General features: G+C 42.3%; 13 protein-coding genes. 9 read left to right on the top strand and 4 right to left on the bottom strand.

The window, feature by feature from the left end; translation table 11 throughout:
- From AC37HE_RS11130 to AC37HE_RS11120, 3 genes are all read right to left on the bottom strand, one after another.
- The coding region (locus tag AC37HE_RS11130) for an NADPH-dependent assimilatory sulfite reductase hemoprotein subunit (RefSeq protein WP_500782916.1) at window positions 1-1,130 on the bottom strand (1,130 nt) is incomplete at its 3' end.
- A 146-nt stretch (window positions 1,131-1,276) separates the two neighbouring features.
- Window positions 1,277-3,067, bottom strand: a complete 1,791-nt coding sequence (locus AC37HE_RS11125) for an assimilatory sulfite reductase (NADPH) flavoprotein subunit (protein WP_500782915.1) — start codon at window positions 3,065-3,067, stop codon at window positions 1,277-1,279.
- A 41-nt stretch (window positions 3,068-3,108) separates the two neighbouring features.
- The gene (locus tag AC37HE_RS11120) at window positions 3,109-3,339 is read right to left on the bottom strand and encodes a DUF2061 domain-containing protein (protein ID WP_500782914.1); all 231 of its coding nucleotides are present in this window, start codon (window positions 3,337-3,339) and stop codon (window positions 3,109-3,111) included.
- Between the two features lie 487 nt (window positions 3,340-3,826).
- On the opposite strand from AC37HE_RS11120, the gene AC37HE_RS11115 reads away from it, so the two are divergent.
- From AC37HE_RS11115 to AC37HE_RS11105, 3 genes are all read left to right on the top strand, one after another.
- Window positions 3,827-4,129 (top strand): chorismate mutase, encoded by a 303-nt coding sequence (locus AC37HE_RS11115; protein ID WP_500782913.1) that lies wholly within the window; start codon window positions 3,827-3,829, stop codon window positions 4,127-4,129.
- Window positions 4,130-4,138: 9 nt separating this feature from the next.
- On the top strand, window positions 4,139-5,080 hold the full coding sequence (locus tag AC37HE_RS11110) for an aldolase catalytic domain-containing protein (protein ID WP_500782912.1): 942 nt from the start codon (window positions 4,139-4,141) through the stop codon (window positions 5,078-5,080).
- Between the two features lie 223 nt (window positions 5,081-5,303).
- Complete coding sequence (locus AC37HE_RS11105) at window positions 5,304-6,104, top strand: DUF4197 domain-containing protein (protein ID WP_500782911.1); 801 nt, start codon at window positions 5,304-5,306, stop codon at window positions 6,102-6,104.
- A 267-nt stretch (window positions 6,105-6,371) separates the two neighbouring features.
- Here the strand turns inward: AC37HE_RS11105 and AC37HE_RS11100 are convergent, their stop codons facing one another.
- Entirely contained in the window at window positions 6,372-8,276 is a 1,905-nt protein-coding gene (locus AC37HE_RS11100; protein WP_500782910.1) for a RecQ family ATP-dependent DNA helicase, read from the bottom strand.
- A 145-nt stretch (window positions 8,277-8,421) separates the two neighbouring features.
- On the opposite strand from AC37HE_RS11100, the gene guaB reads away from it, so the two are divergent.
- The 6 genes from guaB to AC37HE_RS11070 are packed head-to-tail and all read left to right on the top strand — an operon-like array spanning window position 8,422 to window position 16,555.
- Window positions 8,422-9,897 (top strand): IMP dehydrogenase, encoded by a 1,476-nt coding sequence (guaB, locus tag AC37HE_RS11095; RefSeq protein ID WP_500782909.1) that lies wholly within the window; start codon window positions 8,422-8,424, stop codon window positions 9,895-9,897.
- A 14-nt stretch (window positions 9,898-9,911) separates the two neighbouring features.
- Window positions 9,912-11,840 carry a foldase protein PrsA gene (locus tag AC37HE_RS11090; RefSeq protein ID WP_500782908.1) on the top strand — a complete coding sequence of 643 codons (1,929 nt, stop codon included), beginning with the start codon at window positions 9,912-9,914 and terminating at the stop codon, window positions 11,838-11,840.
- Entirely contained in the window at window positions 11,837-12,691 is an 855-nt protein-coding gene (locus tag AC37HE_RS11085; protein WP_500782907.1) for a hypothetical protein, read from the top strand. Before AC37HE_RS11090 ends, AC37HE_RS11085 begins: the two co-directional genes overlap by 4 nt.
- 7 nt (window positions 12,692-12,698) lie before the next feature.
- Window positions 12,699-14,048: a peptidylprolyl isomerase gene (locus AC37HE_RS11080; protein ID WP_500782906.1), complete on the top strand. Its 1,350-nt coding sequence runs from the start codon at window positions 12,699-12,701 to the stop codon at window positions 14,046-14,048.
- A gap of 10 nt (window positions 14,049-14,058) precedes the next feature.
- On the top strand, window positions 14,059-15,024 hold the full coding sequence (locus tag AC37HE_RS11075; protein ID WP_500782905.1) for an AAA family ATPase: 966 nt from the start codon (window positions 14,059-14,061) through the stop codon (window positions 15,022-15,024).
- 13 nt (window positions 15,025-15,037) lie between these two features.
- Complete coding sequence (locus AC37HE_RS11070; RefSeq protein WP_500782904.1) at window positions 15,038-16,555, top strand: OstA-like protein; 1,518 nt, start codon at window positions 15,038-15,040, stop codon at window positions 16,553-16,555.
- The last annotated feature ends 12 nt before the right edge of the window (window positions 16,556-16,567 follow it).

The following is a 16,567-nucleotide window of genomic DNA, read 5'->3' as shown; positions in this document are numbered from 1 at the left end:
TCACGAAGCGCTGTTTTCAATTTCAACGAATCGGTATCTTTTACACGACCACCTTCAATGAACAGATTCAAACTCCATTTGCCATTTTTTCCTTTCACCCAACCGAAGCGATCACCGTTACGCGAAAAATGATATTCACGGGCAGGCTCCAAATCGTAACCCAGGTACTTATTTAATTCAGCCTTAAACCAGTCCAAGCCCAAGCGGTCGATCGTATATTTCAAACGAGCTTGCTTCCGGTTTTGGCGATTACCATTGTCTTTTTGCACCAGGAGAACTTTCTCTGCCACATCAACGGCCTTATCAGGAGTAACAAAACCGATAACATCGCCCAATCGCGGATAGGTTTCCGGCACGCCAAACGTAGAACCAAAACCACCTCCAACAACCACATTATAACCAACCAGCTTTCCGTTTTCCTGAATTGCGATAAACCCCAGGTCCTGAGAGAAGACATCAACATCATTATAAGGAGGAACAGCTACACCAATTTTAAACTTACGAGGCAGATAACGATCACCATAGATTGGCTCAATATCTTTCTTACCATCGACTAATAGTTTTTCATCCAGCCATATTTCGTGATAAGCCGTTGTTTGAGGTGTCAAATGTGCCGAAATATCACCGGCCAACTTGTAGGTCTGTGCATGAATTTCAGACTCCTCCGGATTGGCAAACGACATGACGTTTCGGTTTACATCGCCACAGGCGGCTATGGTATCCATCAGAGCTGCATTAATTCCCTGTATCGTTGACTTCAGTTTTCGTTTGATAACACCATGCAACTGAAAAGCCTGACGAGTAGTTAACTTCAATGTTCCATTAGCGTGTGTGTCAGCTAAACGATCCATCTGCAACCATTGCTCACGGCTCGCAATACCTCCCGGCAAGCGAACACGAATCAGGAACGACCAGGCTGGCTCCAGTTTTTGCTGTTTACGCTCCTTCTCCAAGTCACGGTCGTACTGCTGATAAATACCATGAAACTTCGACAATTGCGTATCACCATCCGCGATGGCTCCTGTTACCGGGTCGGCTAAACTTTCCTCCAAAGTGCCTCTCAGGTAATTACTATCATATTTCAGTTTTTCAACTTCGGATAACTTGCTCCAATCAATTTGCTCACTCATGATCTTCTTTATTAAGGTCGATAAGTATTTATACTTACAATATAAGCTTTAATACCCACCATGTCAAGTGCATTGACAATTATTAAATGTTTTATTTAAGATTTTTAGCTCTTTATCTATCCAGAGCTCAATTTCACAGTGAATTATTAATAAACATCAGCCTGGAACCGCTTCTCTTTCTTCAGCTTTTTAAAATAGTCCCGAGCCTGCTCTTCACTTAATCCTCCTTGATTCTGAATAATATCCAGTAAGGTTTTCTGCACATCTTTAGCCATATGCTTCATATCGCCACAGAGGTAAAAGCTTGCGCCGTTTTGTAACCAATCGAAGATTTCCTTCTGCTGTTCAGCTAAACGATGTTGGACATAGATTTTCTGCTCCTGGTCGCGCGAGAATGCCAAATCAATTTTTTCAAGCACACCCTTTTTAAGGTATTTCTGCCATTCAACCTGGTAAAGAAAGTCTGAATAGAAAGTTCTTTCACCAAAGAACAACCAGCTCTTACCTTTGCGCTTTTCTACTTCACTTTGCTGTATAAATGCTCGGAATGGAGCAATCCCGGTACCAGCCCCAACCATGATAATTGGCGTTTCTTCATTCTCCGGCAAACGGAATCCCGGGTTTCGTTCGATGTAAACCGGCACTTCTCCCTCAATAGCAATTCGATCGGCCAGATAAGTTGAAGCAGCTCCTTCCCGATCACGACCTTTATTTTCGTAACGCACTGTTGCAACTGTTATATGAACTTCGTCGCCAACAGCATCCTGACTTGAAGAAATGCTATACAAACGAGCCGGGAGAGGTCTCAATAAATCAATCAATTCCTGTGCATTCAGTTCAGCTGGAAATTCCGTCAATAAGTCCAAAATATCGTGTCCCCACAGGTATTGATCCAAAAGTTCATCGTCTTCAAGAATTTTAGCGACTTCGACATTACCGGTTATATCCGCATACTTTTGAATAACATCACGATTTAGTAAGGTAATCTCAACCTGGTGTCGCAACGCAATATGAAGCGGGAATTCTTTCTTCTTCACCACAACATTGATTTCCGGATTCAGCTGTAATTGCTCAATGATGTTATCTACCAGCACCGGCGGATTATCAGCCAGCACCCCCAAAGAATCCCCCGGCTGGTAAACAATACCTGAATCAGCCAGATCCAATTCAACATGGTATACTTCCTTATCCGAATCACGACCGGTAATTTTCACTTTGTCGATTACCGATGCCCGGAAGGGATTTTTCTGATTGTAAACTACGGCTTCTTCATCAGGAGCTGAACTTGTTGCCGCATTCACCACTGCAGGCTGAGCTTCTGCCAGTTTCTCAAGAATAGCATTCATCCAGGTGTTAGCATCCTCTTCATAGTCAACATCGCAAGTCACAATCGGGAACAACTCTTTGGCTCCAGCTTTCTTCAGAGCATGGTCGATATCCAGACCTGTTTGGCAGAAGAGCTTATAACTTTTGTCACCCAAGGCCAACACCGAAAAGTTCAGATTCGGCAATTTCGGTGCACGCTTTCCTGTTACAAAACGATGGAAATCCTCCGCCATTTCCGGTGGTTCTCCTTCCCCATGCGTACTTACCACAATCAATACATTCTCTTCTTTTTCCAACTGCTTCGGATTGTAATCATCCATGGCAATAACCGTTGACGAGATGGACTTCTGCTCCAATAGGCCAGACAATTTCTTAGCAATACCTTCACTGCGTCCTGTGTGCGATCCAAACAGAATAGTCAATTTTAATGAAGAAGCCACAGTCTGTACCTGGGCTGCTACGGCTGCCGAACTAAAAGACGAACTATAGCTTGAAGACAAACCTTGAAAATAGCCGTTCAACCAAATAATCTGTTCGGGAACAGCTCCTTCCAGTAATTGCTCAAGAGCTTTAGCCTGGTTCGGATTTAAGGGATTCAATTTGATACTCATTTGTTATGTTGTTTTATAAATTTTTCGTTCTATTCAGGTAGTTAAATGTGATATTCAATATCCGACTGATCAATCCGTCCAAATCGGATCTTATTCCAGGTACGCTCGTGCAGGTAATACAGGAACATTTTGGTGAATAGCTCGACTCCTCCAATGGTTACAGCAAAATCCAACTTGCCGGTTACCAACCAGGCGATCATCATGGTATCAATCGTCCCGACTGTTCTCCACGATATCGACTTCACTATGCTACGGTAAGGTTTTTCTCTCATGATGTGTTGTATTTTATTTTTTAAATCTTGCTTTGAGTAAATGACAAAAAAAAGCCCCTCTGCATGTTTGCAGAAGGGCTTCAGTTTATATTTTGCGATATGCTATACCAATATCAACTCCTTTCCTTCTGCAAAAAAGAACAACAACACATACACATCATCATGTTTGCGTTATAAGTGGTCATATTTACAGAAGTATTCAAGTACATGGTTTTAAAATAGCTTATTTTCGATCTTTAATTTATCTCTTTTCTCCGGTTCGAAATCCTTCGTTTTTAATATCGGATAAAGAACTCTGTTTGTGATTTATTTTGCAAATATAGAACTTAAATCGACATTTCGACAAACTTCAATATAAATTTTTCACGATTTTAACATTGAAATTTCTTAAAACTCTAAATAACACTTCCCTACTAAATACGAAACTATCACAATTTGTTTCGTATTAATTTCATTTTATTATTTTTGTGACAAAAATCACACAAGAATGAAAAACGCTAAATCCTGCGAAACAATTGAGGAAGTCCGGGCAGCAATCGATAAGATTGATCGTCAGGTAATGGAGCTGTTGGCCAAACGTCAGGAATATGTGCATGAAATTATTCGGTTTAAAACAGATACCGAAAGCATCGTGGCTCAGGATCGGCAAAATCAATTGTATGAGCAACGCCAAAAATGGTCTGAAGAATTGGATTTATCGCCGGAAATGATCGACGAAATCTTCAAGACTATGGTACGCCACAACATTCTGAAGGAAATGGAGCTTCATAAACAAACAAAAATTAGTTAATCAGATTCGATGTATAAATCAGACATTAAGGTAGTAGATTGCACTGTTCGCGATGGTGGATTGATGAACAAGTGGCAATTCGATGATAAATTTGTAAAAGGTGTATATGATGCTTGTGTTGAAGCAGGCGTTGATTATATGGAAATTGGCTACATCAGTAGCGAAAAAGCATTCAACCGCAACGAAGTCGGTCCCTGGAAATTTTGCGCAGACAGCGATCTGCGTCGGATCATGGGAAATAACGATACCAACCTGAAAATTTCGGCAATGGCCGACATCGGCCGGATTGATCTGGACGATATTCCGCCGGCAAGCGAAAGCTTAATTGACATGATGCGGGTAGCCTGCTACGCACATCAAACCGACAAAGCGATTGAGTTGGCACACCATTGTATGGACAAAGGTTATGAAACTACGATTAACCTGATGGCTGTGTCGAAAGTTAACGAACGTGATTTGGACGAAGCACTTGCTGATATTGCCGAATCGCGTGTACCGGTATTTTACCTGGTTGACAGCTTTGGTAGCATGTACTGCGAATCTATTGAGCACCTGCTAAAAAAATACAAGGCTGCATTGCCTGAAAAAGAAATTGGTATTCACGCCCACAATAACATGCAATTGGCTATGAGCAACACCATCACTGCACTGATGGGTGGAGCAACTTACCTGGATGCAACTTTACTTGGAATGGGACGCGGTGCCGGTAACTGCCCGATTGAAATTCTGACAGCATTTCTGAAAAACCCGAAATATCGCTTGTTACCTCTATTAAAAGCGATCCAGGAACAAGTTTTACCCTGGCAGCAAAAAATTGACTGGGGTTATCATGTTCCATACCTGGTTACCGGAGCACTGAATGAGCATCCTCGAAGTGCTATGGCTTGGATGGATTCGGAACGCAAGGATGATTTCGTAGCTTTCATGAAAGAAATGCACGATTACGAATAACATTCCTTTTCAAACAGAACCTTTTCTCACATCTCACAATAAACCATAACCTGAAAAAAAGGACCCTTCTCTAAACCGAAGGGTTTTTTTGTGCTCTAATTTGACGTTTTCAGTCTTAACTTAAACTTTCTTTTACTGAATTTGTCTAATTTTCAGAATCAATTACCTTCGATTTAGAAAACTTTTGCGATTCACTAAAATCGATGTAAAAACTAAAAGTTATATGAAAAAATTAAGCATTTTTCTTTTCCTGTTTGTATTGATGGGAATATCTCAGGCACAGGCTCAGTTCTTCAAAAAATTAAAATCGGTAGTAGAGGAAGCTGTTGTTGTCGACAGTACCCAAACGACCAACAGCGAAGCAACACAAACTGAAGCTACCACAACCGATCAATCAACTGCAACAACAGATGCAGAAGTAGACTACACCGAAGAAGAAGCAAACTCGGGCATTAAAGAAGCCTTGCTTAACGGCGTAACAAAAACAGTAGCCCAGGTGTCCAAGGAAAACGGATACTTTGGCGACGAGCTCATTAAAATTCCATTTCCTCCGGAAGTGCAAACAATCGAAACCAAACTGCGTGCAATCGGAATGGGCGATTTAGTTGATAAAGCGGTACTCTCAATGAACCGGGCCGCTGAAGATGCAGCATCTACAGCCACCGATATTTTTGTTGGTGCCATTAAGGAAATGACAATTACTGATGCTACCAACCTGGTTTTGGGAAGCGACACTGCAGCGACACATTATTTAAAGGTACATACCACCGATGAGCTGACAACCGAATTCAGTCCAATCGTCAACAACTCGTTGCAGACCGTTAATGCGACTAAATATTGGGGCGATGTTGTCAATACCTACAATCAACTACCACTGGTAAAAAAAGTGAACCCTGATTTAGGTGCTTATGTGACTGAAAAAGCCATTGATGGTATGTTTGTAAAAATTGCTGAACAGGAAAAAGCCATTCGCAAAGATCCGGTTGAGCAAACATCATCGTTATTGAAAAAGATTTTCAATTAGCAAACAGATTACCGGATTATTCGACTTTTCAATGTACTGACTGTAGGGATCCGATCTTTTCGAGAGATCGGATCCCTATTTGCTTTATCCGGGGATGCTATCTCTTTTTCGGTTCCTGGAAATGTTTTGCCGGGCAAGGGAAATGTTCCGTCGAACAATGCAAACAGGCTGTCAAACGAAGGCAATGTTCTGCCGGACGAGGAAAAAACGTTATCGGACAATGAAAACATTCTGTCGGATGAGGGAAAAAAGAGATATTGAGCAGGCCTACTCCCTCACCCACTCCAGGCGGTTATCAATCCGATGGACGATCTTTCCGTTATCAATCAGCCAGCGAATCACGTCAATCAGTTCATCTTCCTGTTGATCAATTTCAAAGATTAACTCTTCAAACAAAAGTGGTTCGTGCAATAGCTCCTCCAGCTGCTTACTGACTTTTTCCAGCTCCAGCTGACTCAATCCCAGCCTATTTTGCTCCATACAGATATCACATTTACCACAACGAACCGATGTTTTTTCACCAAAATACTCCAGCAAAATCTGGCTTCGGCATTTCAACTTACCAAACGAATAATTCAACATGGCATCAATGCGTCGCTGGTAGTCCGCTTTTCGATCGGTATAGTTTTCCTTGGATATCCGCAAACGCTCGGGATCAATACGTTCCCTGGTGAAAATAATAAACGGAGTCTTTTTGCGGGGAATATAATGAATGATCTTGTTTGAACTCAGCAAACTTAGGTAGCGCTTAATAATTTCCTCGGAGATATTAGCCCGTTTGGCCAGTAATTCCTCATTAATACTGACGTAATTTGTAAACAGGGCCGAGTAAGAGCGCAGCAAAAGTTTGATAAAACCATCGTACCTGGCATTGGCAACCTGAAATTTATACAATTCGTCGCGCCCAACCAGGAAATGCACCTTGCTTGGGTTGTCCAGCTCTTCGGTCAGTTCGAGATAGCCTTCACGCTGAAGTATTTTCAGGCAACTAAGCACCATTTGAATTTGCATATTGTATCGACTGCAAAAGTCACCAATCTTAAAATCCATAATCTGATCTTGCCCGTAACCAATGGCCAGTTGAAAATAATTTCCCAGCGCCTGGTAAACCCGTCGAATAACCTCCACAGGTGGAAAAGCTTTTTCGACCTGCTTTTTTAGTGCCCGTTCATCAGATTTTGCCGCTATGAGAACTGCAAAAGCCCGCTTCTCGTCCCGGCCGGCCCGACCTGCTTCCTGAAAATACGCTTCAGGTGAATCGGGAGGTCCCATGTGAATTACAAAACGCACATCCGATTTATCAATCCCCATTCCAAAAGCATTGGTCGCTACAATCACGCGGGTTTTGCCATTCTTCCAGTTTTCCTGCTTTTGTGCCCGGCTTAAGGCGGTTAAGCCCGCATGGTAATAGTCGGCCGAAACCTTATTTTGCCGCAAATAATCGGAAATCTCTCGCGTTAATTTTCGGCTCCGAACATAAACGATTCCGGTACCTTTAGCGCGTTGTACCGACTGCAATAAATACTGTAACTTATCTTCCCGTTCGCGAACCAGGTAAGCCAGGTTTTCACGAAAGAAGCTCTTTTGAAGGACATTCTCTTTTTCAAACAGCAATTGCTGCTGAATGTCTCCCACAACTTTGGGAGTAGCCGTAGCCGTTAGTGCCAGCACAGGAATTCCCGGCAACAATTTCCGCAATTCCTTGATTCGCAAATAGGAAGGACGAAAGTCATATCCCCACTGCGAAATACAGTGCGCCTCATCAACCGCAATCAGGTTGATTTCCATTTGCGACAAGCGCTCCCGGAACCTTTCAGTAGCAATACGCTCGGGAGATAAATACAAAAATTTATAATCCCCCCATGCGGCATTATCAAAAGTCAGCTTGACTTCCTGAGCACTCATTCCTGAATGAATAGCCAAAGCACGAATTCCTTTTTTATGCAAATTCTCCACCTGGTCTTTCATCAACGATATCAGTGGAGTAACAACCAGACAAAGCCCCGGCTTCGCTAAACTGGCCACTTGAAAAGTAATGGATTTACCACCGCCTGTTGGCATAAGCCCCAGCGTATCCTTTCCCGATGCAACCGACTCAATAATCTCCTCCTGCAAAGGCCTAAAATTCGGATATCCCCAATATTTCTGAAGTATTTCCCTGTAAACAGTCACCTTATAACTAATTTTGAAAAGTTATTTATCAAACTTTTCGTAGCGAAATTTATGTAATTCCTATTGCTGATGCAAATTGCAAAGTAAAACTAAAATCTGCATATTTTTCGTAGCTTTGAGTACAGTTCAATTTAAAACCTACATCATGCCATTTCATTCCGATAAAGTAATTTCCGAGGGATTAACATTCGACGATGTACTTTTAGTCCCTGCTTATTCTGAGGTTTTACCGCGCGATGTAAACCTGAGCTCCTGGTTCACCCGCTCAATTAAACTAAACACTCCGGTTGTGAGCGCTGCAATGGATACAGTTACCGAAGCACCTATGGCCATTGCTATGGCACGCGAAGGTGGAATCGGCGTTATTCATAAGAACATGACCATCGAAGAACAAGCCAGACAGGTAATTTCAGTGAAACGAGCTGAGAATGGTATGATCTTCGATCCAATTACCATCGGGAAAGAAAAAAAAGTTGTTGATGCGATGGAGTTAATGAAGAATTACCGAATTGGTGGAATCCCGGTTGTGGAAACTGATGGAACACTTGTAGGCATCGTAACCAACCGCGACCTTCGCTTCGAGAACGATTTGAGTAAACCAATTTCGCAAGTGATGACCAGCGAAAACCTGATTTACACAACCGAATCCACAGACTTGATGCGGGCTTCGGAAATTTTGCAAAAACATAAGATTGAAAAGCTGCCGGTAGTCGACAAGAATAATAAGCTGATTGGCTTGGTAACCTATAAAGACATAACCAAAGCTAAGGACAAACCGCTCGCCTGTAAAGATGAAAAAGGTCGCTTGCGTGTTGCAGCCGCTGTTGGCCCGGGAGCAAACACCATGGATCGCATTGACGAACTGGTCAAAGCACAGGTTGACGCTATTGTTATCGATACAGCTCACGGACATTCAAAAGGAGTGCTGGAATTACTGAGAAAAGCAAAAAACAAGTATCCGGGAAAAGACTTTATTGCCGGAAATATTGCCACCGCCGAGGCAGCAACCGACTTGGTACTGGCCGGAGCCGATGCCGTAAAAGTTGGAATTGGACCAGGATCCATCTGTACCACCCGCGTTATTTCAGGCGTTGGTATTCCTCAATTATCAGCAATCTACAGTGTGGCCAAAGCATTAAAAAGCAGTAAAATTCCGGTCATCGCCGATGGAGGGCTTCGCTACTCTGGCGATATTGTCAAAGCTCTAGCTGCCGGTGCCAGCTCCGTTATGGCCGGTTCTCTGTTTGCCGGCGTGGATGAGTCGCCCGGTGAAACTATTATTTTCCAAGGTCGGAAATTTAAAACTTACCGGGGCATGGGCTCCGTTGAAGCGATGCAGGCCGGATCAAAAGACCGCTACTTCCAGGATTTGGAAGATGACGTTCGCAAACTGGTTCCAGAAGGAATTACCGCACGGGTTCCTTATAAAGGCTCACTCTACGAAGTGCTCTACCAATTGATCGGCGGGCTTCGTTCGGGTATGGGCTATTGCGGCGCTCCAAACCTTGAAGCGTTGAAAAATGCTAAATTTACACGAGTAACAAATAACGGTGTACAGGAAAGTCACCCGCACGATGTAGCAATCACCCGGGAATCACCCAATTACAGTTCCCGTTTATAAAGGATGATAAACACATGACAGTGAAAACTTATTCCCGACTTTTAATCTTCAGCCATCTTTTGATGGCTTTCTCTTTTACCGGATGGGCACAACAGGAAACCATACTGACCATTGACGGGCTTCCAGTGTCCAAAGCAGAATTTGTAAGCCTTTACCAGAAAAACAACCAAAGCTTAATCGACGACTCCTTAAAAACAACCCCGGAAGAGTATCTCGATTTATTCATTAATTATAAACTCAAGGTATTTGAGGCCGAGAAGCAAGGGTTGGATACCCTAAGCTCGTTTCGAAAAGAATTTGGAGACTACCGGGAAAAATTGGCCAAACAATTTTTGAACTACACTGACCTGACAGATTCCGATTTACAGCAAGCCTACCAACGCATGTGTACCGAGCTTAATGCGTCTCATATCTTGCTTCGAACGCCGCCCAATGCAAGTCCGGAACAAGATTCCGCAGTTTTCAAACGATGCCTGCAAATTCGGACTGAAATTATGAACGGAGCTGATTTCGCAGAAATGGCTACCCGATACAGCGAAGATCCCTCGGCCCGGAAAAACCAAGGGAGTTTAGGTTATTTCACGGCTTTCCAAATGGTGCCTCAATTTGAAGACGCTGCCTTTAAGCTAAAACCCGGAGAAATTTCGATGCCTGTGCAATCCCAATTTGGCTATCACCTGATCAAACTAAACGACAAGCGACCAAATCCGGGACAAATACAAGTTGCCCATATTATGAAGCGCTTACCGGCCAATGCAAGTCCCCAAGAAATTACAGTCGCTAAAAACTTGTTGGATAGCTTAAAATTGCGCATTGAAGCCGGTGACGATTTTGCACAACTGGCGCAGCAATTCTCCGACGATAAAAATTCAGCCAACAAAGGTGGGCTTCTACCCTACTTTTCATCGTCAGGCATCGATCCCGATTTTGCCACTGCAAGCTTTGCACTACAAAAAGATGGTGATCTCTCGGATATCATCAGAACACCCTATGGGCTGCATCTTATTGAGCGGATTCACTTAAAACCCGTTCCACCCTTTAGCGATGTGAAAGATTTACTGACGGAACGGTTACGCAGCAATGCGATTTTCACCCAACAAAAACACGATCAGTTCATCGAAAAACTAAAGAAGAGTTACACAATAATTGAAAATAAAGAATTAAAAGCCAGACTTCTAAAAACGCTGCAAAGTAACACGGATACCATTAAACTTCAACCGGAAGACGAATGGCTATTCAAAATTGACACAATCACCTTCAGCAAGAATAATTTTATTGCAGCCTGGGAAAATCATCAAAAGCCGGAAAGCCCACTGGATTTTTACAACAATTATCTCGACGAAAACCTGATCGGTATTGAAGATCAAAATCTTGAGCGTAAAAATCCGGAATTCAAATCCTTGATCGACGAATATCACGATGGTATTTTGCTTTTCAACCTCATGGAGAAACAAGTTTGGAACAAAGCAATGCAGGATACAACCGGCTTACGTGCTTTTTATAGTAAACACCCGGATCTGTTTAAATGGGATACCCGATTCGATGGTTGGGCTATTCGATGCAACAATCAGGACGTGAGGGACTACATTGATCAGATTTTTGCTGAAGACCCGTCTATTTCGAAAGATGAATTGATGGATTTATTGAATTTGAATTATAAAAACCAGGCTGTCGTACAAAAAGGTATCTTTGCACAAGGCCAAAATGAACTGGTAGATTACTTGGTTTGGGACAAGAATAAACCACTCAATTTTAAAGATGGTCTGCATTTTGTTCGTGGAGACCTGGCGCCACCAAAAGCAAAAAAATTGCAAGAAGCGCGAGGTCAGTACGTAGCGGCCTACCAGGATGAGTTGGAAAAAGAATGGATTAAAGAGTTGCGCAACAAATACAATGTGAAAGTAAACAGGAAAGTCTTAAGAACAATAGAAAGTATAAAATGAAAAACTACCTCGTATATTCACTCTTCGCAGGTTTAATCATGAGTGCATGCACCCCAAAAGCTCCGGATAAAACACCGGTTGCCAAAGTTGGTGACAACTACCTTTACCTCGAAGATCTGTCAAAGGTAATTCCACAAACACTTAAAGGAGCCGACAGTACCTTATGGGTGGACGACTTCATCCGAAAATGGGTTGAAAACGAATTAATGGTCCTAAACGCTGAACAGAATCTCTCCGACGAGCAGAAAGACGTTCAAAAAGAATTGGATGAATATCGGAATTCCTTGTTAACCTTCCGATACAAGAAAGAACTGATGGCTCAAAAAATGGATACTGTCATTACAGAATCGGACATCAAAGCTTATTACAGCAAAAATTTGGATCGTTACAAATTGAAGGACGACATCGTAAAGGCCATCTACTTTAAAATACCGCTTGAAGTTGCCAAACCGGAGATCTTAAAATCATTGAGTAAATCGGATGATCCGGACAACTTAAATCAACTGAACGAATACGGAATACAATACGCCAAAGTGTTCGACCGTTTTGGCGACAAGTGGGTCAGTTGGTCAACCTTGAAAAACCAAATACCGGAAGAAATTAACATAGATCAACAAATTTTAAGAAGAAACAAGTTTATTGAAAGCAGCGATACAGATTATTATTACTTTATTTGTATCCGCGATTTTCGGGAGAAGGGCGATATTGCTCCTGTTGAGTATGTCGAAGATGAAATTCGCAATATTCTTTTGAACGAAAGAAAAATTCAATTTCTAAAAAATATTGAGGAAGACGTTTATAAAGAAGGACTCGCTTCGAATAAATTTAAAATATATAATATCAAAAAATAGAATAGATATGTTCAAAAAAGCTTTGGCTGTTTTTATGATGATCATCTGCTTCTCAGGCAGTTACTCGCTATATGCTCAGGATAAAATCATTGATCAGATTGTAGCCCAGGTTGGTAGCAATATCATCTTAAAATCAGACATTGAGGAAATGTACCGCAACAACCAGGCGCAGGGGATTACCTCGGATGGTGATATGAAGTGTGAAATTTTGGAAGATTTATTAGTTGAAAAATTATTGGTTGCGGAGGCACAGCTGGATACCAACATTGTGGTTACCGACAGCCAGATCAACCAACAGCTGGATCAACGAATGCAATATTTCATCAAAAACCTGGGATCGGAAAAAGCAGTTGAAGATTATTTCGGTAAATCAACCGTCGAGATTAAGGCAAGTTTGCAGGAGACCATCAAAAACCAGCTATTGACGCAACAAATGCGCAGCTCAATCATTAAAGATGTAAAGATTACGCCGGCTGAAGTACGCTATAAAGTGCGAAACGCAAACCCGGAAGATCTCCCCATGGTTGAGCCCCAGGTTGAATACGCACAAATCAGTGTTTACCCTCCAATATCTATTGAAGAAGAAAACCGGATTAAAGCTCGTCTTCGCGATTTCAAAAAGCGAATTGAAAACGGCGAAAACTTTGCAACCTTAGCGGTTCTATACTCCGAAGGACCTTCTGCACCAAATGGCGGTGAGTTGGGTTACATGGGGCGCGCCCAGCTGGATCCGGCTTACGCTGCTGCAGCTTTTAACCTAAGAGGCGACCGCATTTCGAATGTGGTAAAAAGTGATTTCGGTTATCACATTATTCAGTTAATCGACCGACGAGGTGAGCAAATAAATACTCGCCACATCATTTTAAAACCGAAACCATCGGCAAAAGCAATGCAAGATGCTTCCACCCGGTTGGACAGTTTAGCTTCGGCCATACGCCGAAATAAAATTTCGTTTGAAGATGCTGCCCTGCACTACTCGGCAGACAAAAATTCCCGTAACGGTGGTGGTATCGCTATCAACCCTTACAATATGTCTTCAAAATGGAAGAAACAAGAACTGGATCCGGATATAAGTAAAGTATTGGATAAATTAAAGGAAAATGAGATTTCTGATCCGTTTCAAACGATCGATGATAAACAACGTACAGTCTTTAAGATTGTTAAACTGATTAATCGCAGCAAGGAACACCGTGCGAACCTTCAGGATGATTACCAGCTGTTAGCGGATATGTACCTGAAGCAAAAGCAGGAAGATGCACTCAATAAATGGATCGCCGAGCGTCAGGAAAAAACCTATATCCGCATCGATGATTCGTATGTAAACTGTAACTTCAAGTTTAAAAACTGGATAAAATAACCCATTCGCCATGGTAAACTTCAAAAACGAGGTTGAAGCAGTTGATTCGTTATCCTCAAAAATGCAGGCTCTGCAGACTGAGATCAAAAAGCGAATCTATGGACAGGACGAAATTGTTAAGCAAGTTTTGGTTTCGATGTTTAGCCGGGGACATTGCTTATTGATTGGTGTTCCCGGACTTGCCAAAACCTTGTTGGTGAATACCATTGCCGAAGTTTTTAATCTGAAGTATAGTCGGATTCAGTTTACCCCCGACCTGATGCCTTCTGACATCATCGGAACTGAAATTCTGGATAAAGAGCGACAATTCAAATTTGTTCATGGTCCGTTGTTTGCCAACATTATTTTAGCTGACGAGATTAACCGAACACCGCCTAAAACACAGGCTGCACTGCTGGAAGCCATGCAGGAACGCGCAGTCACAGCAGCAGGGCAACGTTTCAAACTCGACAAGCCATTTTTCGTGCTGGCAACACAAAACCCGATTGAACAGGAAGGTACCTATCCCCTTCCGGAAGCTCAACTCGACCGTTTCATGTTTTCAATTTGGTTAGATTATCCCAAATTTGAAGATGAACTGACCATTGTAAAAAACACAACTTCACCGCAAACAACGCAGTTGAGCGAAATCATTTCGGCTGAGGAAATCCGCTATTTTCAGGATTTAATTCTAAAAATTCCGGTTAACGACAATGTACTTCGCTACGCTGTTAGCTTAGCTGCAAAAACACGTCCCGGGACCGAATTAGCTGATCCGATTACGGACAAATATATGAAATGGGGAGCTGGACCAAGAGCCTCGCAATATTTGATCTTAGGCGCGAAAACACATGCCGCGTTCAACGGGAAGTATTCTCCCGACATTGAAGATGTTCAGGCTGTTGCTAAAAACATTCTTCGTCACCGAATTATCAAGAACTATAAAGCAGAAGCAGAAAATATTTCTGTCGATCAACTCATCGAAAAATTGCTGTAACTAAAACCGGCCCATGTCTCATTCTGGTCACAAATTTCAACTTCTCTTGTTCCTCATTTTAACACTGCCTTTTGGCCTGATGGCACAAAACAAGGCGGAAGTCAAAATTGTACAAGCAGATACCTGGAAGAATAACCAAAAAATTATCAAAAATGCCAACCGCTTGTTGGGTAATGTAATCATTGATCATGCTGACATTCGGATGTGGTGCGACAGCGCCTATATGTATACCGATACCAGTATTGTTGATGCTTTTGGTCAAGTACATATTCTGAAAGCGGACACATTAAATATGTATGCCCGGTATATTCGTTACAATGGCGATACTAAATGGGCCTTAGCTCACGGAAATGTGAAACTAATCAATAAAGATGTCACGCTGACTACCGATACCCTGAACTACGATATGAATAATGGTATTGGTTACTACGACGACTATGGAACCGTTCAGGATAGTAGTAATACACTGAACAGCCAAATTGGAGAATACTACACACGTCTGGATAAAATCTACTTTAAAAAAGATGTTGATGTTACGACCGACACCTATAAAATGATTTCGGACACACTGGTTTACCAGCCCCAATCCGGAATCACATCGATTGTTGGTCCAACCACTATTTTTGACGATAAAGATACGCTGATAGCTACTTCCGGATTTTATAACACGAAAACCGGCGATGCAGAGTTACACCAATTTCCGTTAATTAAAACTGACGGACGTAACATCACCGCAAAATCAATTTATTACAACAAGCAAACGGGCGACGGACTGGCTGTTGGCAATGCAAAAATCCAGGATTTTGAAAACCGAACAATCGTAAAAGGAAACCGGATTACCTACAACGAAATTAAACAGCAATCGCTGGTGAACGATTCGGCCCTGGTGATGTTCTATTCGCCTCAGGACACCTTGTTTATGCACGCCGATACGTTGAAAACAGTTCCGGATACCATCCCCGATCAAAAGATCGTGCAAGCCTATTTTAATGTAAAATTTTACCGACGCGACTTACAGGGAAAATGTGATTCGCTGGTCTACTATACCAACGATTCAACACTTTGCCTTTACCACGCTCCCGTCCTCTGGTCTGGTGACAACCAGATGACCGCTGACTATATGGAATTGATTCGGAAAGATTCCATCAATCAGGAATTCGAGATGAAACAGAATGCATTCATCATTGCTCGTGAGGACAGCATCCGCTTCAACCAAATAAAAGGCCGAAACATGAAAGGCTATATCAGAGGGAATGATTTATACCGGATTGATGTAGATGGAAACGGACAGAGTGTCTACTATGCCAAAGATGCCAGCGGCCTGATTGGATTGAATAAGGCCCAAGCCAGCACAATCCAGATTGGATTAAAGGAAAGTAAAGTAACCCGAATTTCGTTCTATACGACACCCGACGGACAACTGGTGCCCTTAGCCGACATCTCGGAGCTCGACAAGCTACTACCCGGCTTTAAGTGGCAAGAAGACATTCGCCCCAAAAGCATAAAAGATATCTTTATAAACAAAAAATAGCAGGAGGTCATC

The organism is Mangrovibacterium sp. (genome assembly GCF_059905295.1).
Note: the sequence above shows the minus strand (reverse complement) of the source record. Positions and strands in the feature narration are given on the sequence as shown.

Coding starts and splice junctions, on each gene's coding strand:
- AC37HE_RS11125 (WP_500782915.1), bottom strand. CDS start 3,067: ATGAGTATCAAATTGAATCCCTTAAATCCGAACCAGGCTAAAGCTCTT.
- AC37HE_RS11120 (WP_500782914.1), bottom strand. CDS start 3,339: ATGAGAGAAAAACCTTACCGTAGCATAGTGAAGTCGATATCGTGGAGA.
- AC37HE_RS11115 (WP_500782913.1), top strand. CDS start 3,827: ATGAAAAACGCTAAATCCTGCGAAACAATTGAGGAAGTCCGGGCAGCA.
- AC37HE_RS11110 (WP_500782912.1), top strand. CDS start 4,139: ATGTATAAATCAGACATTAAGGTAGTAGATTGCACTGTTCGCGATGGT.
- AC37HE_RS11105 (WP_500782911.1), top strand. CDS start 5,304: ATGAAAAAATTAAGCATTTTTCTTTTCCTGTTTGTATTGATGGGAATA.
- guaB (WP_500782909.1), top strand. CDS start 8,422: ATGCCATTTCATTCCGATAAAGTAATTTCCGAGGGATTAACATTCGAC.
- AC37HE_RS11090 (WP_500782908.1), top strand. CDS start 9,912: ATGACAGTGAAAACTTATTCCCGACTTTTAATCTTCAGCCATCTTTTG.
- AC37HE_RS11085 (WP_500782907.1), top strand. CDS start 11,837: ATGAAAAACTACCTCGTATATTCACTCTTCGCAGGTTTAATCATGAGT.
- AC37HE_RS11080 (WP_500782906.1), top strand. CDS start 12,699: ATGTTCAAAAAAGCTTTGGCTGTTTTTATGATGATCATCTGCTTCTCA.
- AC37HE_RS11075 (WP_500782905.1), top strand. CDS start 14,059: ATGGTAAACTTCAAAAACGAGGTTGAAGCAGTTGATTCGTTATCCTCA.
- AC37HE_RS11070 (WP_500782904.1), top strand. CDS start 15,038: ATGTCTCATTCTGGTCACAAATTTCAACTTCTCTTGTTCCTCATTTTA.